Source organism: Thermoleptolyngbya sp. C42_A2020_037, assembly GCF_015272455.1.
Taxonomy (GTDB): Bacteria; Cyanobacteriota; Cyanobacteriia; order Elainellales; family Elainellaceae; genus Thermoleptolyngbya.
Map to the genome: position 1 here is coordinate 1 of NZ_JACYLP010000018.1, position 20,841 is coordinate 20,841.

At 55.1% G+C, this 20,841-nt stretch carries 18 protein-coding genes and 3 pseudogenes; 9 read left to right on the forward strand and 12 right to left on the reverse strand.

Features of this window, described 5'->3' with window-relative positions:
- Positions 1-168 precede the first annotated feature (168 nt).
- The 3 genes and pseudogenes from IGS16_RS05020 to IGS16_RS05025 all read left to right on the forward strand — a co-directional run bounded on the left by IGS16_RS05020 (position 169) and on the right by IGS16_RS05025 (position 1,893).
- On the forward strand, positions 169-1,062 hold the full coding sequence (locus IGS16_RS05020) for a helix-turn-helix domain-containing protein (protein WP_297083862.1): 894 nt from the start codon (positions 169-171) through the stop codon (positions 1,060-1,062).
- 184 nt (positions 1,063-1,246) lie between these two features.
- Positions 1,247-1,348: pseudogene (locus IGS16_RS22295) on the forward strand (alpha/beta hydrolase); the annotation flags it as partial.
- 143 nt (positions 1,349-1,491) lie between these two features.
- A complete protein-coding gene (locus IGS16_RS05025) occupies positions 1,492-1,893 on the forward strand; it encodes a RidA family protein (protein ID WP_297083865.1) in 402 nt (133 codons plus the stop codon).
- A gap of 79 nt (positions 1,894-1,972) precedes the next feature.
- On the opposite strand, the pseudogene IGS16_RS22300 reads toward IGS16_RS05025, so the two are convergent.
- A pseudogene (locus tag IGS16_RS22300) lies at positions 1,973-2,128 on the reverse strand (nucleotidyltransferase domain-containing protein); the annotation flags it as partial.
- Between IGS16_RS22300 and IGS16_RS05030 the strand changes: the two are divergent.
- The 3 genes from IGS16_RS05030 to IGS16_RS05040 all read left to right on the forward strand — a co-directional run bounded on the left by IGS16_RS05030 (position 2,099) and on the right by IGS16_RS05040 (position 3,383).
- Positions 2,099-2,284, forward strand: a complete 186-nt coding sequence (locus tag IGS16_RS05030; RefSeq protein ID WP_297083867.1) for a hypothetical protein — start codon at positions 2,099-2,101, stop codon at positions 2,282-2,284. The pseudogene IGS16_RS22300 and the gene IGS16_RS05030 sit on opposite strands and share 30 nt — an antisense overlap.
- 7 nt (positions 2,285-2,291) lie before the next feature.
- The gene (locus IGS16_RS05035) at positions 2,292-2,609 is read left to right on the forward strand and encodes a transposase (RefSeq protein WP_297083002.1); all 318 of its coding nucleotides are present in this window, start codon (positions 2,292-2,294) and stop codon (positions 2,607-2,609) included.
- 372 nt (positions 2,610-2,981) lie between these two features.
- The gene (locus IGS16_RS05040) at positions 2,982-3,383 is read left to right on the forward strand and encodes a response regulator (RefSeq protein WP_068510234.1); all 402 of its coding nucleotides are present in this window, start codon (positions 2,982-2,984) and stop codon (positions 3,381-3,383) included.
- A gap of 71 nt (positions 3,384-3,454) precedes the next feature.
- On the opposite strand, the gene IGS16_RS05045 is transcribed toward IGS16_RS05040, so the two are convergent.
- A complete protein-coding gene (locus tag IGS16_RS05045; RefSeq protein WP_297083868.1) occupies positions 3,455-4,081 on the reverse strand; it encodes a DedA family protein in 627 nt (208 codons plus the stop codon).
- Positions 4,082-4,353: 272 nt separating this feature from the next.
- The gene (locus IGS16_RS05050) at positions 4,354-4,866 is read right to left on the reverse strand and encodes a hypothetical protein (protein WP_297083870.1); all 513 of its coding nucleotides are present in this window, start codon (positions 4,864-4,866) and stop codon (positions 4,354-4,356) included.
- 936 nt (positions 4,867-5,802) lie between these two features.
- Here IGS16_RS05050 and IGS16_RS05055 point away from each other — a divergent pair.
- On the forward strand, positions 5,803-6,972 hold the full coding sequence (locus tag IGS16_RS05055) for an extracellular solute-binding protein (RefSeq protein WP_297083872.1): 1,170 nt from the start codon (positions 5,803-5,805) through the stop codon (positions 6,970-6,972).
- Here the strand turns inward: IGS16_RS05055 and IGS16_RS05060 are convergent.
- Complete coding sequence (locus tag IGS16_RS05060) at positions 6,878-7,579, reverse strand: hypothetical protein (protein ID WP_297083873.1); 702 nt, start codon at positions 7,577-7,579, stop codon at positions 6,878-6,880. The two genes, IGS16_RS05055 and IGS16_RS05060, sit on opposite strands and share 95 nt — an antisense overlap.
- Before the next feature lie 538 nt (positions 7,580-8,117).
- Here IGS16_RS05060 and gcvP point away from each other — a divergent pair.
- Positions 8,118-11,144, forward strand: coding sequence for an aminomethyl-transferring glycine dehydrogenase (gcvP, locus tag IGS16_RS05065; protein ID WP_297083875.1), 3,027 nt, complete (start codon positions 8,118-8,120; stop codon positions 11,142-11,144).
- A gap of 113 nt (positions 11,145-11,257) precedes the next feature.
- Here gcvP and IGS16_RS05070 read toward each other — a convergent pair whose 3' ends face one another.
- A complete protein-coding gene (locus IGS16_RS05070; protein WP_297083878.1) occupies positions 11,258-11,557 on the reverse strand; it encodes a hypothetical protein in 300 nt (99 codons plus the stop codon).
- Positions 11,558-12,089: 532 nt separating this feature from the next.
- On the opposite strand from IGS16_RS05070, the pseudogene IGS16_RS05075 reads away from it, so the two are divergent.
- Positions 12,090-12,374 (forward strand): annotated as a pseudogene (locus tag IGS16_RS05075) (hypothetical protein); the annotation flags it as partial.
- A gap of 127 nt (positions 12,375-12,501) precedes the next feature.
- On the opposite strand, the gene urtE reads toward IGS16_RS05075, so the two are convergent.
- From urtE to IGS16_RS05110, 7 genes are all read right to left on the reverse strand, one after another.
- A complete protein-coding gene (gene urtE / locus IGS16_RS05080; protein WP_297083880.1) occupies positions 12,502-13,263 on the reverse strand; it encodes an urea ABC transporter ATP-binding subunit UrtE in 762 nt (253 codons plus the stop codon).
- 88 nt (positions 13,264-13,351) lie between these two features.
- Positions 13,352-14,161: an urea ABC transporter ATP-binding protein UrtD gene (gene urtD, locus IGS16_RS05085; RefSeq protein ID WP_297083881.1), complete on the reverse strand. Its 810-nt coding sequence runs from the start codon at positions 14,159-14,161 to the stop codon at positions 13,352-13,354.
- Positions 14,136-15,302: an urea ABC transporter permease subunit UrtC gene (gene urtC, locus IGS16_RS05090; protein WP_297083882.1), complete on the reverse strand. Its 1,167-nt coding sequence runs from the start codon at positions 15,300-15,302 to the stop codon at positions 14,136-14,138. The genes urtD and urtC overlap by 26 nt, the downstream gene beginning before the upstream one ends.
- Positions 15,303-15,360: 58 nt before the next feature.
- Positions 15,361-16,518 carry an urea ABC transporter permease subunit UrtB gene (gene urtB / locus IGS16_RS05095; protein ID WP_297083883.1) on the reverse strand — a complete coding sequence of 386 codons (1,158 nt, stop codon included), beginning with the start codon at positions 16,516-16,518 and terminating at the stop codon, positions 15,361-15,363.
- A gap of 114 nt (positions 16,519-16,632) precedes the next feature.
- Positions 16,633-17,961, reverse strand: coding sequence for an urea ABC transporter substrate-binding protein (gene urtA, locus IGS16_RS05100; protein WP_297083885.1), 1,329 nt, complete (start codon positions 17,959-17,961; stop codon positions 16,633-16,635).
- 218 nt (positions 17,962-18,179) lie between these two features.
- Positions 18,180-20,054, reverse strand: coding sequence for a monovalent cation:proton antiporter-2 (CPA2) family protein (locus IGS16_RS05105; RefSeq protein ID WP_297083887.1), 1,875 nt, complete (start codon positions 20,052-20,054; stop codon positions 18,180-18,182).
- Positions 20,044-20,739, reverse strand: a complete 696-nt coding sequence (locus IGS16_RS05110; protein ID WP_297083889.1) for an NAD(P)H-dependent oxidoreductase — start codon at positions 20,737-20,739, stop codon at positions 20,044-20,046. The genes IGS16_RS05105 and IGS16_RS05110 overlap by 11 nt, the downstream gene beginning before the upstream one ends.
- Positions 20,740-20,841: the final 102 nt, after the last annotated feature.

Consider the following 20,841-nt stretch of genomic DNA (forward strand, 5'->3'; position numbering starts at 1 on the left):
GGAGCTTCATAGGGTCAAATGTAAAGTTTTATGTCTCAATTCAACACTTCTGGATCTAACACTTTTGTTGTTATCTTGGCTTCCTGACTGACAAACGCTTTTTTTTCATAGTTAATTTAGAAAAATTTTAATTTTTGGGATCACAAGAAAACGGTGAGAGCAAGCTCTATGGCCAGCAACCAGCTCAACTCGCTTGAACTCAGCCACCAGTGGAATAAAACGCTGATGTTCTCCAGTCGCAAAATGAACTGGAATGGCATTTTGGTGGAGCAGTGTCAAAGCCCTGCTTCAGCGTTTGAAATGGAACTCCCTGCTTTAGCCGATCACTGGCTCTACTTTCACACGGGAGATTCTGCCCCTTTAGTTCAAAAACGCGACGATCGCCTATATGAATCAACCCTCCACAAAGGGGACAGCCTTTTGGTTCCAGCTGGACAACCGAGCTATTGGTGTCAAGCACCAGATATGAGTGATGTCATTTGTGCGCCGCTGCACATTTGCTTAAAACCGGAATTGATTCAACAGGTTGCTGAAGCCTCTGATATGGATTCAGAACGGTTCGAGTTTATGCATTGTTTTGGTCAGCAAGATTTGCAACTTCACCAGATTGGCATGCTAATGTTCGCTGAGTTGAAATCGGGCGGGATGATGGGGCAGTTATATATCGAATCACTCACTCAGGCTTTAGTGATTCATTTACTACGACGCTATTCAAACCTAACGCAACCGATCGCATCACCCAACAGCAGCTTCTCTCGTATCCAGTTGCAGCAGGCGATCGATTATATTCACACTTACTTGAATCGAGACTTATCCCTGGCAGAACTGGCAGGTGTTGTTAACATCAGCCCAACTTACTTTGCGAGTTTGTTTAAGCAAACAATGGGAATTTCGCCCCATCAATACGTAATTCAACAGCGTGTAGAACGGGCGAAAGTGATGTTGATGAAAACGGATCTGGCGATCGCCGACATCGCTCTACAAGTCGGCTTCTCCAGTCAAAGCCATCTGACGCAACAGTTTAAGCGACTCACTGGAGTAACACCAAAACAGGTTCGCTAACACCTTAAGAATCTGACAATTTACCCTAAGAATCTGAAAGAAACCGAGCATTAGAACTCACTATACTTCGGTTAAATCAGATAAGAACATTTTGCAATGTTCATTAGGGGGCAACATGCCTTATGTGACTGTTGGTCAAGAAAATTCTACAACCACTGATATCTATTCTGAAGATCTGGGGGCCGATAGTCAGCTTGGGATTATCCCTGGCGGGCCGCATGCCGTCAACTAGACTCACGCTGATCAGGTCAATCCCATCTTGCTAGACTTTTTTCAGCAAAAATAGTCAGCAATCTACCACATTTCTGACTGATGAAAAAATTGTGAATTCAGACTGTCCACGGTTCCCATCCTGGTGGCTGGCTGGCGTAGGCTAAACGTTCAGCAACTGAATCAAAAGAATTAATTGCTCCCAAAAAAAGGAACACTATGAATCAGCCTGAATTTTTTGTCACCCCTGGCTATGGGGAATACATGCTGAATGAATTGCATTACTCGCAAGCGCTAAAAATTGGCGATCGCGTGGAGACATCCGGTCAAGGTGGCTGGGATGACAATCTGCACATTCCTGAATCACTTGCGGATGAGATTGCTCAGGCGTTTCGGAACGTAGAGCGAACCCTGGCGGCGGCTGGGGCGGGTTGGGAGCATGTTGTCCATGTCAATTCTTACCATGTTGGCGGGTTGCCCCCAGAGGTAAACGATGTGATGGTCAGGCTATATCACCATTACATGCCCAACCATGCCCCAATTTGGACACAGGTAGGAGTCGCGGCTCTTGGGCTGCCAACGATGCGGATTGAAATCCGCGTGACTGCAATTGTTCCTTGAGTTGTGCATCAGTGGTAGCTTACCGCCTAGATAAAATTGAAATTTTTGGTTGCGGCATCATGGCGAGCATTCTGCATGTCGATTTAAGTCTATGTATAAAGCACAGGTCTACGTCTGACTTGGGGGTATGGTTGCCTCTTGCCCTTGAGCCACTCAGAGCGATCGCCACAATTCCCTCAATTGCCTGCAAGCCATCGACAACACGATGAATGAACTGGAGCAATTGCTGATTCATAATCGCAAGTTGACGGGCTTTGGGGTGCAGCCGATTGGTTCAATTCAATGGGAGTTTGTGTATCGGTGGCTGTACGGTCTAGTGGAACCGCTGAGCGATGCCTCGTGGATAGTCGAGTTCTCTCATCTCGACGGTTCTCGACGGTTCCTGTTTTGAGGCGTTTTTGCACAGCTTTGCGGCTCAGTTCCCCGATGATTTACATCTGATTCAGGTGGATAATGCCGCAGCCCATACGGCTTTGAACCTGACGATACCGGACAATGTCATCTTGGTGTTTCAGCCGCCTTATTGCCCTGAGGTCAATCCCATTGAGCGGGTCTGGCGAGAACTCAAGCGGGAGCTAGCTTGGGTTCACTTTGATGATGTTGGCCAACTCCAGCACGCCATCAGCCAGTGGGTTTGTCGCCTTTCGGCTGAGTCGCTGCGATCGCTGACTCAGTGGGATTGGATTGTCGATGCTCTATGTGTAGCAGGTATTTAGAGAATTGATATAAGAGAATATTGCGAGGAATCATTGCCATTTTTCTTTAAGGAAACTCTCCTTGCAACGAAACAAAAAACGCTCAAAATTCTCTACGAGACTTTCAATAAGACTTTCATCCGGTATCGTTTAACGCTCCATGAGTCAAACCGGTGTTAACTTGTAAGTCTTTTGATAATGCAGTGTTAAGGTTTGAAAACTATCGCCAAGTTTCTATTGTCAAAGCCTAAAAAAAATTGAAGGCCGCTGATAGAAACTAATCACTAAATCGTCCTACTGGCAAGGGTTTGAGCCTAATTTTTCACGAACTATAGTCTGGAGTATAGTTACTTGACAACACCCGATATCCCAAGCTGGGTATCTGAAAAAATCATGCAACTGCAACTCAACCAGAGCTATGTCTTGGTGTTGGATAAGCCGTCCGACGAACTTCGCAGACTGGAGTCTCAACTTGCTCGGTTGCACTGTCCCGTTGTGGTGACGAACTCAGCCGTGCAGATGATGCTACGGGTCAGCCAATCGCCGCCGTCTCTGGTGATTTTGGTGGGGGGCGATCGCCGCTGGTCTGAGGTGCTAGTCAAACAGCTCCGCAACAACGCCAACGCCCGCCACACTACCATCGTCACGCTGACCGATCACCATGCGCCGAGCTGGCTACATCAAGAAGAAAATCCGGGCTTTGATGGGTTTTTGGTTAAGCCGCTGACGGCCGATGTGCTGATGTCGCTAGTCCAGTCGGCCTGGGCGCGGCAAAGCGTCGGCTCTGCAAGCTAGCTTCAGGCATGTTTAATCCGGATTTGTTGATCCAAACTTGTCTAATCCAAACCTGGCTGAATGGATTGGGCTTAGCCTTCAAGCTCCTGCTTGGCGCGGTGTTCTAGCCAGATGGGGAGGGCGATCGCCGCACAAAACAGCAGCAGCGCCACCACTGCAAACTGCCCCACTATGGTTACCAATTGCTCCAAGGGAATCAGCTTCCCCACAAAGAAAGCCAGCGTCACCATCACCGAAGCCCAGGACAGCGCCCCGATCAGGTTGCACAGCAAAAACTGGGGATAGGGCATCTGGGCAATGCCTGCTAGGGGTCCAGCAAAGATTCGCAGCAACGCCAGAAATCGCCCAAAGATCACGGCTCTGGCGGCATTTTCGCTAAACTGCTTGCGGACTGCCAGCAGCCTAGATTCCTCAATGCGAAACACGCGGCCCGCTCGCACCAGTAGCGGCCAACCCCCAAAATATCCAATCCAGTAGCCAAAATTGTCCCCCAGCACAGCCCCGGCCGTTGCGCTGGCTAAGACCAGCCAGTAATTTAGCTCATCGCTGCCTGCCAAAAACCCACCCACCAGCGTAATCGTCTCCCCTGGCAGCGGCACACCAGTATTTTCGAGCATAATGCCCAAAAACACGACCCAATAGCCATACTCATGTGCAAGATTTTCCAGGGCCTCTAGCGATAACAGCTCAAGCGACATGAGGGAAGCCTTCACAAAGATTTACGAACACCCTTTTGATCTTCACTTAAGCGGGAGAGGGTGTCAATGATTAAGAAAATCCCCCCATTTCCCAGTGCGATAGGAGTTCGGGGGGATAGCCGGAGGATTTAGTTCAGACTTTAGATCGGTGAGATCCCAACTAGACAGTGTTGGCTATCCCGTTAGATCTCAACCTAAACATCACACAGTGTCATCGTTTCTAGCCGTAGTCGCTGCAAACCTGCAAGTCAAGAGATGCCCTACGCAGCAGCCTAGAATCGATAAGCTGCACCCACTTGCAGGCTCACAGCAGCGTCGTTGCTGTTTCGGTATGCATCAAAGCCTACCTTCGCGTCACCGTAGAGGACGATGTTGCGACGAATCGCGGCTTCCACACCCACCGTGGCCACCGGAGCGCTGCGATCGCCCAGCGGGGTAGACCGACCCTCATCCGTGACGAAAGAGTAGCCACCACCAATGTAGAGGTTGGCACCCGGCGCGATGCCGATGTCATACGTCACTAGGGGCATTAGCGCCGCCGAATCGCTGATCAGGGCTGCGCCGCGCACCGAGATCGGAGCCACAGGCACGTCAAACCGCCCTTGAACATTTGCCCCGAAGGACGTGTCGCCAGCGGCATCTTCGGTCACACCCGCAGCAATACCTGCGCCAATGTAGCTACCAGACATCTGGGCCGAAGCAGGGCTGGCAGAAAACAGCATGGGAACCGCAGCAACAGCCGACAGAGCAGAAACGGTAGCAATCGATTTCAGAGAGAGTTTCATAGGTTTTTCCATCCCAAAAACGTACAAGAGAGCGCAACAATCCGACATAAATGCAAACTGCACTTATGGTGAATTCGAACCAGGTAATCGAATCAGAGTCGCTTCATGCTCGACCATAGACCTGAGATGAAAGATTTCTCAAAAAGGCGCTTTCGCACCTCTTTCAATCTCAGTCTGATGGCATCAAGAGCAGGTGAATTGCAGGTTCTGGTTTAAAGAATTCGTCTATGTCTCAAAAGTTCCTTAGACTTAGAAAGAATCCTTTAGCGCCTGAACTATCTTAGTTATAGAACTAGAAAATGAGCGATCGCCCCATCTATGTTTCGCTAATTAAACTGTCACAAGTCTGAGCGCGATCGCCAAACGAAAATTAGCTTCCAAGGCTTTTCACCATCGTCTAGGCGCATCTATTCAAAGATATAAATAACCAAAACTGACAGCTTAAAAGTCTTGCTAAAAGACGAATAAACTTACATTTTGTTCCCGGAATGAAAGGTCGCAATTGTCTACGCAATCATCTATCTGACACAAGTGAATAGAAGGATGGAAATCTTATGAGACGTATGAGTAAAAGGTACACCAGTTGGTTTAGAGGAGGCAGGCATTCCTCCAAAATTTAAGACCGTCCTTTTCTTATTCCCTACTCCTTTCTATTTTATCTATCGGCGCAATCGGGAGGATCGATCTGACTTGCGTTTTGCAGTCCACCTGATGTCTAAGAATTGCCCGCAAGATTCTGCCAGTTTCATAAGAATTAGCGCTGTCGGAACGCTACGTTGGCAGCAGTGGGCTGCAATCCTCGCTCGAAACGATAAAAGGGGCGATCGCTCTCTGACCCGTGGGGAAGCGACGGATACCTGACATTCTGCTAACATCCTGAAACAACTAGTTCCTTGAGTCCAACCCTCTATCTCTACCCTCCTACCCCTGATCAACATGAAGCGGCGATCGCTCCTCATTGGCTCCGGCAGTGTAGCGCTTGCGGCCCTGCTGGGCGGATGTCGCCGCCGCGACAACGGGCTGCGGGTGCTGTTTCTCGAAGACTCGGTGCCGCCGCAGGTCTTGAAGGCATTTCGCAGCACCCTGAGGCAACCGCTGCCGCTGAGCTTTGTGCCCCGTCCGCAGCTTGCCAGCATCTTTGAGCAGTTGCAAACCTGGCAAACGGCGGAGTCGTCGCAGACGGCCGACTTGGTAACAATGGGTGATGCGTGGCTAACGGAGGCGATCCAGCAAAAGCTGATTCAGCCGCTGGAGATGTCGTCTATTCCCGGCTGGGAGCGAGTACCCAAGCCCTGGCAGGATTTGGTAACGCGCGATCGCCAGGGTGCGCTGAGCGCTACGGGTCTGGTGTGGGGTGCGCCCTACCGCTGGGGCAGCGTGGCGATCGCCTTTCGCAGGGACAAGCTAGACCCCCTGGGCTGGCAACCCCAAGACTGGGCAGACCTGTGGCGGCCGGAGCTAGCCGGAATGCTGTCGCTGCCCGATAGCCCGCGCACGGTGTTGGGGCTGGTGCTAAAGAAACTGGGGCGCTCGTTCAATGAATCAAACCTGGAGGCCGTTCCCAATTTGCAGGATGAACTGGCTGCCCTCGACCGCCAGACTAAGTTCTACAGTTCTACCGATTATTTGCAGCCGCTGCTGATCGACGACACCTGGGCCGCCGTGGGCTGGACGACCGACATTCTGCCCGTGATGCAGGGCGACCCGCGCATTGGGGCGGTGATTCCCGCGTCGGGCACGATGCTGTTTAGCGATTTGTGGGTGCGTCCAGCGCGATCGCCCTCTACAGAGTCCAATCCGGGGGCGATCGCCGAATCTGCGCTGGCCCAGTGGATCGACTTTTGCTGGCAGCCGGAGACTGCAACCCGCCTGTCGCTGCAAACGGCCGCCGCATCGCCAATCTTTGCATTAGATGCGTCAGACTTGCCAACAGACCTACGAAACCGGGAGCTACGACTGCCCGCCGAGTCCATTTTGCAAAAAAGCGAATTTCTATTGCCGCTGTCGCCCGCTAGCGCTGCCCAATTTCGGCAGGCGTGGTCGGCGTTGCCGCGGCAGGCGTGGGCCGACCCGTCAGCCCAGCAATCCCGTCGGAACGCAGCATAATGTCGCAGTCTCGCTGCCCCTCTGCCTGGCCCAATGCCACGCCCGAAAAATCGCACAGATAAGCTGCCAGCAGGTTACCCTGGCGGTCAAAGACGCGGGTGCTGTAGCCATAGGTGCTGGCAGACGCGCCAAATTGGTTTACAAACGTGTAGCGCTCCATATAGTTATAGATGCTCCACACTTGCGGGTTGACGACGAGTTCCACCCGCTGGGGCGAGTCTTCGCGGGCGGGATAGACCAGCCAAGTTTCCAAAAGCTGTTCGCCAAACTGGTCACGCACCCACCACAGACTGGGCAGCGTCAGTCCTTCCTGAGAGATAGTGTTTGCGGTAATCATTCCCGGATCGGGCAAAACTGCGCCGGGTTGCGCCAGCGATAAATCCGGGGGTTCGCTCAGCAGCAGACGGGTCATGTCGTCGGAGGCTGCCGCTGCTGTGCGGGTTGCTGCGGGTGCGTCGGACTGGGGAGCCGCGTGGACGGCGATCGCCCCACCCAGCAGCCCTGCAACCAGACCCACGCTCAACCCTGTTCTTGCACCAACAGACATCCAGTGCGATTGGCGAAGCGATCCCTGGGGAAATCGCCCGTCTACCCGTCTACCTGCCATTTTCATGGTTTGCTCCAAGTGCCTCATGACCTACCGCTGACGGGCCCTTGTGTCTGCTGGTTGGGCGCGACATCAGCCAGTGCGACATCAGCCAATGCGGCATTAGCCCACTAGAACGAGCCAGCCAGGGTTCGGCTTTTCTGACTTGCGGTTGTCAACTTTTCCTATGAATTTTTCCTATCCTCACCCAAACCGATTTAATCGGCAAGTCCAGGAAAAATAGATCATCCGATTGGATGATCCAGAGCCAGAGTCCGGATGAACCAAGCCGCGACCCGACGGAGCGATGGGCGATTTTCTTAACATCCCTTAAGATTACTAGAATACGTCTTAGAGAAATGGGAACTCAGGAGCAGCAGCGTCATAACCAGTGCCTCGTCTGTTTGAGTGGCTGTCTTTCGGCGGCGCTTCTGAGTCTTCGTGAGTCTATCGGTAAGGTCTGTCGGTAAGGTCTGTTTCTCTGGGCTGGTTTTCCCAAGCTCTTTTCGATTTTTATCCTCAAACTCACCCTCTGCTGCTGTCTATGTCGCCTGAAACTTTGACCAATTCTCAAGTGTCGATGGATAACGCTGGCTCAATTTCAAACGGCGAGGTCGCCGGAACGCTGTCCACAGGGATAGAGAACAGCGCAGAGGCAGATGGCAGGCAATCGGGCGATTCCCGCAGGGATTGCTTCGCGAATCGCGCTGGCAATGCAGCGGTCGATGGGGTTACGGCTGCGGATGACTTTGTGCAGCGGCATATTGGACCGTCGGAGGCAGAGATGCAATCCATGCTGGCGACGCTAGGCTTGGGGTCTTTGGAAGAACTAATCGACCGGGCCGTGCCCAGGGCTATCCGGCTCCAGCAGCCGCTGAACTTGGGAGAGGGGCAGAGCGAGTATGAGTTGCTCAAGGAACTGAGGGCGATCGCCGCTCAAAATAAACTCTTCCGCTCCTTCATCGGCATGGGCTACCACAACACCATCACGCCGCCGGTCATTCAGCGCAATATTCTGGAAAATCCTGGCTGGTATACGCAATACACGCCCTACCAGCCCGAAATTGCCCAGGGTCGCCTGGAGGCGCTGCTGAACTTTCAGACGATGGTGATCGACCTGACAGGGCTGGAAATCGCCAACGCCTCGCTGCTGGACGAAGGCACCGCCGCGGCCGAAGCGATGACCCTCAGCTATGGCCAGCACAAGGGCAAGAGCAAGACATTTTGGGTGTCGGAAGCCTGCCACCCGCAAACGATCGAGGTGGTGCAAACCCGCGCCCAACCGCTAGGCATCGACGTTTTGGTGGGCGACCACCGCACGTTCGATTTTTCCACGCCTGTCTTTGGCGTGCTGCTGCAATATCCGGCGACGGACGGCGCAATTTACGACTACACGGCGTTTATTGAGCGGGCGCATGAACAAGGGGCGATCGCCACTGTGGCCGCCGACCTGCTCAGCCTGACGCTGCTGAAACCGCCGGGAGAATTTGGCGCAGATATTGCCGTCGGCAGCACCCAGCGCTTCGGTGTGCCCCTCGGCTATGGCGGCCCCCACGCGGCCTACTTCGCCACCAAAGAAGCCTTCAAGCGGCAGATTCCGGGTCGTCTCGTCGGCGTATCCAAAGACGCGACGGGCCAGCCCGCCCTGCGTCTGGCCCTGCAAACCCGCGAACAGCATATCCGCCGTGACAAGGCTACTAGCAATATCTGCACTGCCCAAGTGCTGCTGGCCATCATTGCCAGCATGTATGCCGTCTACCACGGCCCAGATGGACTGAAGCGCATCGCCACCCGCATTCACCAACTCACCTGCGTCCTCGCCGAAGGTCTAAAGGCGCAAGGCTACGAACTGGGGAGCGAACCCTTCTTTGACACGCTGCGGGTGACGGTGCCCAATGCTGAGAAGCTCATGGAGCGGGCGATCGCCCACCAGATCAACCTCCGCCGCATTAACCCCAACACCTTCGGCATCAGCCTCGACGAAACCACCACCCCCGCAGACCTCCAGGATCTCCTCCAAGTCTTCGCCCCCAGCGCCCCAACGCCTTCCCTGCCGAATGCCCCTCACGTCAGCGCTGCGGAGCAAAACCCTCAGATCCCCAGCCCCCTCGCCCGCACCAGCCCCTACCTCACCCATCCCGTCTTCCACCGCTACCACTCCGAAACCGAACTCCTCCGCTATATGTATCGCCTCCAGCTTAAGGACTTGTCCCTAGCCACGGCGATGATTCCCCTCGGCTCCTGCACCATGAAGCTGAACGCCACCTCCGAAATGCTGCCCGTCACCTGGGCGGAGTTTGGCCAGCTTCATCCCTTTGTGCCGCTGGATCAGGCCCAGGGCTATCAAGTCCTGTTCCAGCAGCTTGAGGACTTGCTCAAGGAAATTACGGGTTTTGCGGGTATCTCACTCCAGCCAAACGCCGGGTCCCAGGGCGAATACACCGGGCTACTGGTGATTCGGCAATATCACCTCAGCCGGGGCGAAGCGCATCGCAATGTCTGCCTAATTCCCGAATCGGCCCACGGCACTAACCCCGCCAGCGCCGTGATGTCCGGCATGAAGGTGGTGCCCGTCGCCTGCGACAGCGAAGGCAACATCGACGTGGCGGATTTGCGAACCAAGGCAGAGAAGCACCAGGCCGATCTGGCAGCGCTGATGGTGACGTATCCCTCTACCCACGGGGTCTTTGAGGCGGCGATTCGGGAAATTTGTGACATTGTTCATGCCTACGGCGGTCAAGTCTACATGGACGGCGCCAACATGAACGCCCAGGTGGGATTGTGTCGTCCGGCCGACTTTGGCGCAGATGTATGCCATTTGAACCTGCACAAGACCTTCTGCATTCCCCACGGCGGCGGCGGCCCCGGCATGGGTCCCATTGGCGTAGCGGCGCACCTGGTTCCTTTCTTGCCTAGCCATCCAATCGTGCCAATGGGCGGCGAAAACAGCGTCGGCTCCGTCTCTGCTGCGCCCTGGGGCAGCAGCAGCATCTTGCCCATTTCCTGGGTCTACATCCGCCTGATGGGCACGGCTGGGTTGACCCGCGCCACCCAGGTCGCCATCCTCAGCGCCAACTACATTGCTAAGCGGCTGGAGAAACATTACTCCGTGCTGTATAAGGGCGAAAACGGGCTGGTGGCCCACGAGTGCATCCTTGACCTGCGCCAGTTCAAGAAGACGGCTGGTGTGGAGGTGGAAGACGTTGCCAAGCGGCTGATCGACTACGGGTTTCACCCGCCCACCATGTCCTGGCCCGTGGCGGGGACGATCATGGTAGAGCCGACCGAGAGCGAGTCGCTGGCAGAACTGGATCGCTTCTGCGATGCGATGATCGCCATCCGCGAAGAAATCCGCGAGATCGAAGACGGCAAGGTTCCCCAAGACAATAACCTGCTGAAAAATGCACCCCACCCTGCTGCCATCTTGCTCAGCGACGAATGGAACCGCCCCTACTCGCGGGAGCGGGCTGCCTACCCCACCGCATGGACACGGGAGAACAAGTTCTGGCCCGCAGTAGGACGGATTGACAACGCCTATGGCGATCGCAACTTAGTCTGTTCCTGCCTGCCCATGGACGCTTATTAGATCCATCGCGCCATCGAATGGGGGAATTTTAGATTGGGGATTTTGGATTTTGGATTGAGGGAATGCCCTGCCAAAACCCAAAACCCAAAACCCAAAATCGCCCTTATCTGTTCTTACTCGTTTGCGCTGGGGTTGCTCCGGACTTCACGGTGCAGGCAGCGCAGCACTTCGCCGGGTTGCTCGGCGTTGAGGACGATGCCGTTGGGCGGGAATTCCAGGGCGCGAGTCCACTCGAAGCGTTCGGCATAGCGGAGCAGGTGCAGCCGGTCAATCGCCATCTGTGCGTCTTCGGGCAGGCCGATGATGCAGTGGCGCAGGCGGCGACGGTGGGGCAGTTCGCAGGTGAGCGGGGGCAGCGAAAACTGGGTCGCCTCCGAGCGTGGGGACGACCAGGTGTATTGGATTGTCAGCATTTGGGGTTTCCTCCTTGGAAACGAGGTAGGGAAACCCCGAAAAGATGGCCGCCCAAACGACGCAAAGCAGGTTTCAAGGCGGCCATACAATAGGCAAAGCCCTGAGACAGCTCACTCTGTCCTGGGGTCAGGCGTTGGTAGGTGTTGGCGCATCTACCAATGCCGTAATCGACGAACCGGCCAAATTTTCGGGGAGTGGAATAAGCTGCGTGTTGGAAAAATTACAGCTTGATGGACGATTGTAGTGGATACCCCTGATCGACGCAAGCAAAATTTTGCTACGGAATGTGAAGGAGTCTGGCATCCGCTTTTTGGCGCGAAATCGCTCGATGCGTGGCTCTAGATGGGACACTTTTTTGAAGGTTTGTATTCTAGATTCGCAGCGAAACTCAACATTGCATTACAGTTTGCAATCTGTTTTTCTAGGAGAGTGCTTTAATAAATCTGTGAACTGCTGTGAATTGCTGTGAATTGAACTATTGCTTTGCTGTGCATGTCGGCTGTCCTGACGCATTCCGCTGAACTCACCGTGGACTCTAATCTTTCGTCGATTCCCTCCAGCGTAGATACCAGCGACAACTTGCCCCGCGAGGTGCGGGTTGCTCAGCTTCGCAATACTGTCGAAACGCTGCAAATGGCCGATGCGATCGCCAGCAGTGGTTATCTGATCACCAGCGCCGAACTGGCCGACCTGATGGATGTCAACGCCAGCGCCGTCACCGGGCGGGGCGATCACTGGGTCTGGCGCAACTGGGTCGTCTCTCGCGTGCGCCGCGAAGGAAACCAGATTCTCTGGCAGCTAGAGCGAGTCGATTAGCCGCTGAGCGTTTGGGTTTGCTTAGGGACTTCAAGCCCCTCTTGCTCCCCGCCTCCCGACTGGGAGCAGAGGTTGGGAAATGACGGCAGATTGAACGTTGCACATCGCGCCGTGATACGACACGTCATTACACGGCCAGGAATTGCTGGATCACGTCATTACTGAGTTCGCTAGTCGGGCCAGAGGCGACAATGCCGCCCTTTTGCATAGCGTAGTAGCGGTCGGCCTGGCGCACAAAATGCAAATGCTGCTCCACCAAAAGGACCGAAATCCCTGTGGAGGCGACGATCTGGCGCACGGCGTTTTCGATATCCAGGATGATCGAGGGCTGAATACCTTCGGTGGGTTCGTCCAGCACCAGGAGTTTGGGCTTGCCCATGAGGGCGCGGGCGATCGCCAACTGCTGCTGCTGCCCGCCCGATAGGTCGCCGCCCATCCGATCCAGCATGGTCTTTAGGACGGGAAACAGGTCGTAGATGTAGTCGGGAACCTGGTTGGTACTGCGCCCAGCCTTGTCTGCCCTTGCTTCGCGCCCCAGCAGCAGGTTTTCCTGCACCGTCAGCCGGGGAATCACCTCGCGCCCCTGCGGGACGTAGCCAATGCCCAGCCGCGCCCGCTGGTCGGGAGTCCGTTCTAAGAGCGATCGCCCATCGAACGTGATATTCCCACTGCGCGGCTTCAGCAGACCCATGATGGTCTTCAGCAGGGTCGTCTTGCCCACGCCGTTGCGCCCAATCAGGCACACCATCTGCCCCCGCGGCACCGTGAGATCAACATTCCGTAAAATATGACTCTCGCCGTAATACACATTCAGCCCCGATACACGGAGCATCGCGTCATCAGCAACGGCAGGCGTTTCGTAGGCAACAGCAGAGTTGGTTTGGCTCATGATGGCAGAGGGAAAGGATAACAGAGTGTTGGAATGACGAGAGTTGGAATGACAAGATATTGCCGTATTGGAACACCTGCTTCCTGCGCTACACGCCTTCGACGGCCTCTAGCAGTTCCTCAGTGTCTTCCAGGCTAATGGGGCCGTCGGCGTGAATTTCTTGACCCAGGTAAACCTCAATAACGCGGGGGTCAGACTGCACCTCGTCGATGGTGCCTTCACAGAGGACAGAACCCTGGTGCAGCACCGTAACCGTGCCTCTGGCAATTTGGCGAACGAATTCCATGTCATGTTCGATCACGATGATCGAGTGGCTCTCCGCCAAGGACAGAAGCAGTTCACCCGTGCGTTCCGTTTCTTCGTCCGTCAGCCCAGCCACGGGTTCATCCACCAGCAGCAAATCAGGGGATTGCGCGACCAGCATCCCAATTTCTAGCCACTGCTTTTCGCCGTGCGACAGCAGATTCGCTTTCATGTCCGCTTTGTGTGATAGACCGATGGTTTCCAGAAGTTCCGCCACCGTTCGCCGCTCAGCGTTCAGCGTCTTGCGAAACAGGGTGTGAATTACGGACTTTTGGCGGTTGGTGGCTAGCTCCAGGTTTTCGCGGGTGGACAGGTTCAGGTACACTCGTGGCGTTTGAAACTTCCGCCCCACGCCCATCTGCGCGATTTCATGCTCAGCGTAGGGACGCAGATTCCGACCTTTGAATCGTACCTGTCCTTCGGTGGGCTTGGTTTTTCCCGTAATGATGTCGAGAAAGGTCGTCTTGCCTGCACCGTTGGGGCCGATGATGACGCGCAGTTCCCCCTTATCGAGGCTGAAGTTAAGATGATTGAGGGCTTTGAACCCGTCAAAGCTGACGGTCAGGTCGTCAATCTCCAAGATTTTTTCGTTCATATTCAACCTCTGGGTCTTCCTCTAGGCTTGGGTAGGTAGATAGGCGAGTTTGTCCGGTGAGTTGCTTATAGAGGTTTACGCCGCTCGTGCGGAGCCAGCCAATGATGCCACTCGGCAACAGCAACACCACCAGCAAAAACAAGCCACCCTGGAAAAACAGCCAAAAATCAGGAAACTTTTCGCTCAGCAGGCTCTTGGCCAGGTTCACAACCACTGCACCCAAAATTGCGCCTACCAGCGTTGCGCGGCCACCGACTGCAACCCAGATCACCATTTCAATCGAGAAGGCAATGTTCATCGTGTTGGGCGACACAATGCCCGATTGCAGCGTGAATAGGGCACCCGCAATCCCGGCCAGCGCACCAGACACAGCAAACACCAGGATCTTGAACCCCGTTGGGTTATAGCCTGTAAATCGAACGCGACTTTCATCATCACGGATGGCCACGAGGAGGCGACCAAACCGACCGCTGGTCAGCCATCGACACAGGGCGTAGGCCGCCACAACAAACAGGATGGTGACAATGTAGAGAATGTACTGTGTCCGGTTGTCCTTCACAGGCAACCCAAAGACCGATCGAAAATCGGTCAAGCCGTTGGTTCCGTTGAACAGCTTTTGCTGACCATTGAAAAAGTTGAAAAAGATAATTGTTGCGGCTTGCGTCAGGATGGAGAAGTACACGCCGCGAATCCGGTTTCGGAAGATGACGTAGCCCAGCAGTCCGGCAATGATGGCGGGGATGACAGCGATCGCCATCATAGAAAATGGCGCAGAGTAAAACGGTCGCCAGAACCAGGGCAACTCGCTGACTCCATAAAGCGACATGAAATCTGGAAGCCCGCTTCCTGGCGGCTGGGGCAACTTCAGGTACATAGCCAGGGCGTAGCCGCCCAGCGTAAAAAAGATGCCATGTCCCAAGCTAAGTAACCCAGTGAAGCCCCAAATCAGGTCAATACCGAGGGCGACGATGGCTAGCGCCAAGAATCGACCCATCAGGTTGAGGCGAAAGGCGGAAATCATCCAGGGCAGCGCGAAGATGAGGAACAGGGCGATCGCCGCTACGATGGCAATTTCTATCAAGAGCGATCGCCGCTTTGCCAGGTCGATTGTGCGGTTGGGAACAAAAGTGTCAACGGCCATGAGGATTGCTCAGGTAACGGCAACATGAATGGGTGCAGGGCTAAACAAAATCGGATCGCTAGGCATCCACTGTGCGTCCTTTCTGCGGGAACATCCCCGCCGGACGAAACTGGAGAAATAGGACGATTAGGGCAAACACCATCACCTTTGCCATGCTAGTGGTCGCAAAAAAGGTGAAAAAGTCCTTGATAAACGGGATATTGGTCAAGTTTGCCAGCATTCCGGTGCCAATGATGTAGTCCGTAATGCCAATTGCCATCGCGCCGACAATCGTGCCAATGAGTTTGCCCACGCCACCCACAACCACCACCATGAACGTATTCACGATGTAATTTTGTCCCGTGTTGGGGCCAACAGAACCCAGCAGGCTGAGGGCGCATCCAGCAATGCCCGCCAGTCCCGACCCCAAGGCAAACGTGAGTGCGTCCACAGTGCGAGTGGGAATGCCCAGACAGGCACTCATGTTGCGGTTTTGGGTGACAGCGCGAATTCGCAGCCCCCAGGCGGTGCGGTTCAGAAACCAGTAGACCCCTAGCACACACAGCACCGTCAGCACCATGATGAACAGGCGCGTGTAGGGAAGTTGGTAGTTGCCGAGGGGAATGCCGCCACGTAGCCAGGCCGGTGCAGTCACGTCTTTGTTTTGTGCGCCAAACCAAGGTTGTGTCACAGCTAACCCATAGGTTCTGGCGAGGACGTTGCCCGCGACAAGGGCGATCGCCCCCGACAGCGCCAGCAGCAGCGCTGTGACCCAGCCTTTCACCCGGTCAAAATCAGGACGACGCTTCGCAATCCACTGTCCACCAAAGTACAAAATGCAAAATAGAGCCAAGCCAAACACCAGCACCCAGTTCACACTGCGGACGAACTGTTGCAAAATCAGGCTCACGCCCCAGGTGGCTAGAAGCGTTTCCAGCGGTCGCCCGTAGAGATAGCGAATCACGCCCCGCTCCAGCAGCAGCCCCACCAGCGCTGCGACAATAAACGCCGCTATCAGCGCAAAGAAAATATAAACCTCAAACAGCGGCCCACCGATCGCTCTGAACACATTCTGCACCACGAAGGTCGTGTAAGCGCCAAGCATCATTAGCTCACCGTGGGCCATGTTGATCACGCCCATCAAGCCAAACACAATCGCCAATCCCAGCGCCGCCAGCAGCAAAATCGAGCCGATGCTGACTCCGTTAAAAATACCGTCCAAAATACTTGCAACCACAGGCTCTCTCCCAGTGAGTCAGCAACAGGCAACAGGTCACCCATAACCGAGGTAAGTAAGGGATTTCCCGCGGGCACGGCCCGCGAGAAATCTGAGAAATCAGCTACCCAACCTCTAGATCTTGAACTTCCCTGGATCATCCACGTCAGTTCTCGTCCAGTCGCAGGCAAAGCCCTTCGTCTCGGCAACGTACTGATTCCAGGGCACTGGATCGACCGGCGCAGGCGTGGAGTAAACAATTTCAAACAGGCCGTCATCCCGCACTTCACCAATCCGAACCGTCTTGGAAATGTGGTGATTTGGGAACATCTTCACCGGGCCGTGCGGTGCAGCAAATTCTTGACCGTAGGCGGCAGAGCGCACTGCTTCTAGATCAGTCGGTGTGCCTTCAGAACCGGCCTTTTCAACTGCCTGCTTCCAGATGTTGACGGAGATGTAGCCCGCTTCCATCGGGTCGTTGGTCACACGGTTGTCGCCATACTTGGCTTTGAAGGCATCCACAAACTTCTTGTTTTCGGGCGAATCGACCGTCATGAAGTAATTCCAGGCAGCAGCATGGCCGAGCAAGTATTCCTTGCCGATGGCCTGCACTTCTTCTTCTGCGATACTGACTGACATGGTGGGGTACTTGTCGGGCGTGAGACCTGCGCCTTGCAGTTGCTTGAAGAAGGCGACGTTGCTGTCGCCGTTCAGCGTGTTATAAATGACACCGCCGTTGGGCAGAGCCGAACGAATCTTGGCGATAATCGGCGCAACTTCGGTGTTGCCCAGGGGTAGGTAGTCTTCGCCAACCACCGTGCCGCCCTTGGCAGCCACCTGGGCTTTGATAATCGTGTTGGCGGTGCGGGGGAACACGTAGTCCGAGCCGACCAGATAGAATTCCTTGCCCTTGTTTTCCAGCAGCCAGTCCACCGACGGCTCAATTTGCTGGTTAGGCGCAGCACCCGTGTAGAAAATGTTCTTGGAGCATTCCTGCCCTTCGTACTGCACCGGGTAGAACAGCATGTGGTTCTTTTCTTCAAACACGGGCAGCACCGCTTTGCGGCTGGCAGAAGTCCAGCAGCCAAAGATAACGACGACCTGATCTTGATCGATTAGCTTGCGGGCTTTTTCGGCAAAGGTGGGCCAATCCGACGCGCCATCTTCGACGACCGGGATAATTTGCTTGCCCAGCACGCCGCCAGCCGCATTGATTTCATCGATGGCGAGCAGCGTAGAATCGACCACCGACTTCTCAGAGATGGCCATCGTGCCGCTGAGCGAGTGGAGGACACCCACCTTGATGCCATCCCCTGAAGCAGGAGCCGTTGGCGAAGATGCATCCGCAGCGGGGGAACTTGCCGTAGTGGTAGTAGAGGGGGCACAGGCCTTGAGCAACATGCTAGCTCCGAGTGCAGCGGAGCCATAGACCATAAATTTCCGACGACCAAATAGCCTTGTCATGCAACACGTCTCCTCATCGCGAGGGGGCGAAATGAACGAATAATCATACTAGGGTGTGATGGTAGGTCTGGAGACTCTTGCCATTTGTGCTGTAGGCTACAAAACCAAGGTTCTTAAGTTTTTATAAATCTGCTTTCAGACCTTATTTCTGCGCTTTGGCGGAGTCTTCCCTGTCGTTTGGCTGAGTTGGCGCGGCGCTATCGCCTCTTTGCCGGTACCTATGCGTCTTTTTCGACTGCTTCTTTTCTAAGAGCAGAAGTGTCCCAAGCGCGATCGCCCTCGTCTCGTCGATCTTCTGCGTCTGCATGCAAAATGCGCTCCAGATCTTGGGCCAACTGGCGCGATCGCGCAACGATGGCAGTATCGTCGTCTTCCATGACTGCGACTTCGCGCAGCGCCGCTTCATCGTGCTGCTTAAAGATCTGCGCTGCGCGGTGGGCCCGATAGGCCCGCATTCCCATGAGTTTCAGTGCTTCCACGCCCAGATCCAGCGCGGAGCTAAAGGTTTCCCGCTGGATCACGTCTACGCCGCTGCGGATGAGTTCGTAGGCATGACGGCGATCGCCCGCCCGCGCCAGAATCTTCAGGTGGGAAAAATGCTTGTGGGTCAGTTGCACAATCTCCCGCATCTTTTCACGGTCGTCGATCGCCAGCACCAGCAGCCGAGCCTCCGCCGCCCCCGCCGCGTGCAGCAAATCCAGCCGCGCCGCATCGCCATAAAACACCTTCCAGCCAAAGCGTCGCAGCAGGTCAATCTGCGCCGGGTTATGCTCTAGCACGGTGATGCGATAGCCATTGGCAATCAGCAAACGTCCGACAATTTGCCCAAACCGCCCGAAGCCAACGATGATCACCGGATTATCAGATTCATCAATCTCATCGGCTTCGCGTTCTTCGGTCTGCGTTTCAAAGCGGGGCATAATCAGGCGATCGTAGGCAATCATCATCACAGGCGACAGCAGCATCGACAGCGCCACCACTGCAATCAAAATCCCCGCCAGATCCTCCGTCAGCACCTTGGTTTGCGCGGCGAAGGAAAACAGCACAAAGGCAAACTCGTCGCCCTGCACCAGCGAAAAGGCAAACAAAAGACTCTGGCTCAGAGCCAGCTTAAACAAGTTGCCCAACCCTACCAGCACGCCGCACTTCAGAACCGTGATGCCCGCGATTAGCCCAGCGATCAGCATCGGCTGCGCCAGGATCAGGTTAAAGTCGATGCTGGCCCCAACGGAGATGAAAAACAGCCCCAGCAAGAGGCTTTGGAACGGCTCGATGGTGCTCATCAGCTCGTGGCGATACTCGCTCTCTGCCAGCACCACGCCTGCCACAAACGTGCCCAGTGCAGGCGACAAGCCTACCGTCTGCATGGCCAGCGTGATCCCCACGACCAGCAGCAGCGCCGTCGCCGTAAAACTTTCCCGCAGGCGTGTCGCAGCGATAAAGCGAAACACAGGCTGCATGAGAAACCGCCCGCCTAGGACGATGCCGCCGACCGTGCCGATCACCAGCAGGGTTTGCTGCCAGCCCGCCAGAGTGCTTGCTGCCGAGACGGTCTGTTGAGTCATAGCGGGCGGAGCGGTGGATAGCAACGGCAGCAGCGCCAGGATAGGGATCACCGCCACCGCCTGAAACAGCAGCACCGCAAAGGCTGATTGTCCGCCTTCGGTTTTCATCAATCCACGTTCGTTCAGGGTTTGCACGCCGATGGCGGTGGAGGAGAAGGGGAGGATGAGGGCGATCGCCATCGCCATGTTCCACGGCAGCCCCACCAGCATTGCCAGCGCCGTAATCAGCACTACGTTTGCCACCAGTTGCAGCCCACCCAGCCCCACAATCGGCACCCGCAGCCGCCATAGCAAATCTGGCTGGAGCTGCAACCCTACGAGAAACAGCATCATCACCACGCCAAACTCGGCGAAGCGCATCACATCCTGTCCTTCCTGACCCACCAACCCCATGACAAACGGGCCGATGACCACGCCTGCAATTAGGTAGCCCAACACCGACCCCAGCCCCAGTCGCTTGGAAATAGGCACCGACAGCACCGCTGCCGCTAGGTAAATAAACGCCTGAAGAAATAAGCTACTGTCCATTCGGGGCAATCTCCGGCTGCATTGGGGGAGTCAGTGTGGGAGTCAGTGTTAAGGGCGGGTTGGGAGCAGCAACCTGGGGCAAAATCTTTGTCAGATAAGCATTCAGCGTCTTTTGCTGGATCAGCGTGGGCCAGTCCAGCGTGCCGTCGCGCAGCGCCACCAGCGCCATTCGGTACGCCTCGGCATAGGGCGCAATCTGATCTGCCTGCCGCAGTTGATGCGTTCCCGTGATGACAAACGGCGGCAGATATTCCATGCCGCAGAGCCGCGCCGTCTGCTCAAAGGGAGTCAGCAGTTCCCGAATGGTGAAATAGTTGTGGCCCTGCCGACAATAGGCTTGCTCACTGCCACCTGTGGTGATGGCAGACAGGAACTTCTTATCCCGCAGTGCTGTGCCATTGTGCCCGTAGGCAAAGCCATATTCCAGCACCAGATCCTGCCACTCTTTGAGGAGGGCGGGGCTACTGTACCAATAGAAAGGATGCTGGAAGACGATAATATCGTGCGATCGCAGCAAATCCTGTTCCAGCTTTACGTTGATGTGAAAGTTGGGGTATTGCTCGTAGAGATCGTGCAGGGTAATGGAATCGAGTCCCTGCACCGCGCGAATCAGTTGACGGTTCACCCGCGACTTTTCCAGCGCTGGGTGTGCAAACAAGATCAGGATACGGTTTGGGTTGCCCATGCGCTTGATTGAGGAACGCGATCGCTTCTAGGGCAATCTTAATCTTAAAAAGAATCTTAAGAAAAACCAGCTTCGTTTAACGGAGCATTGTAGCGGCGGTGT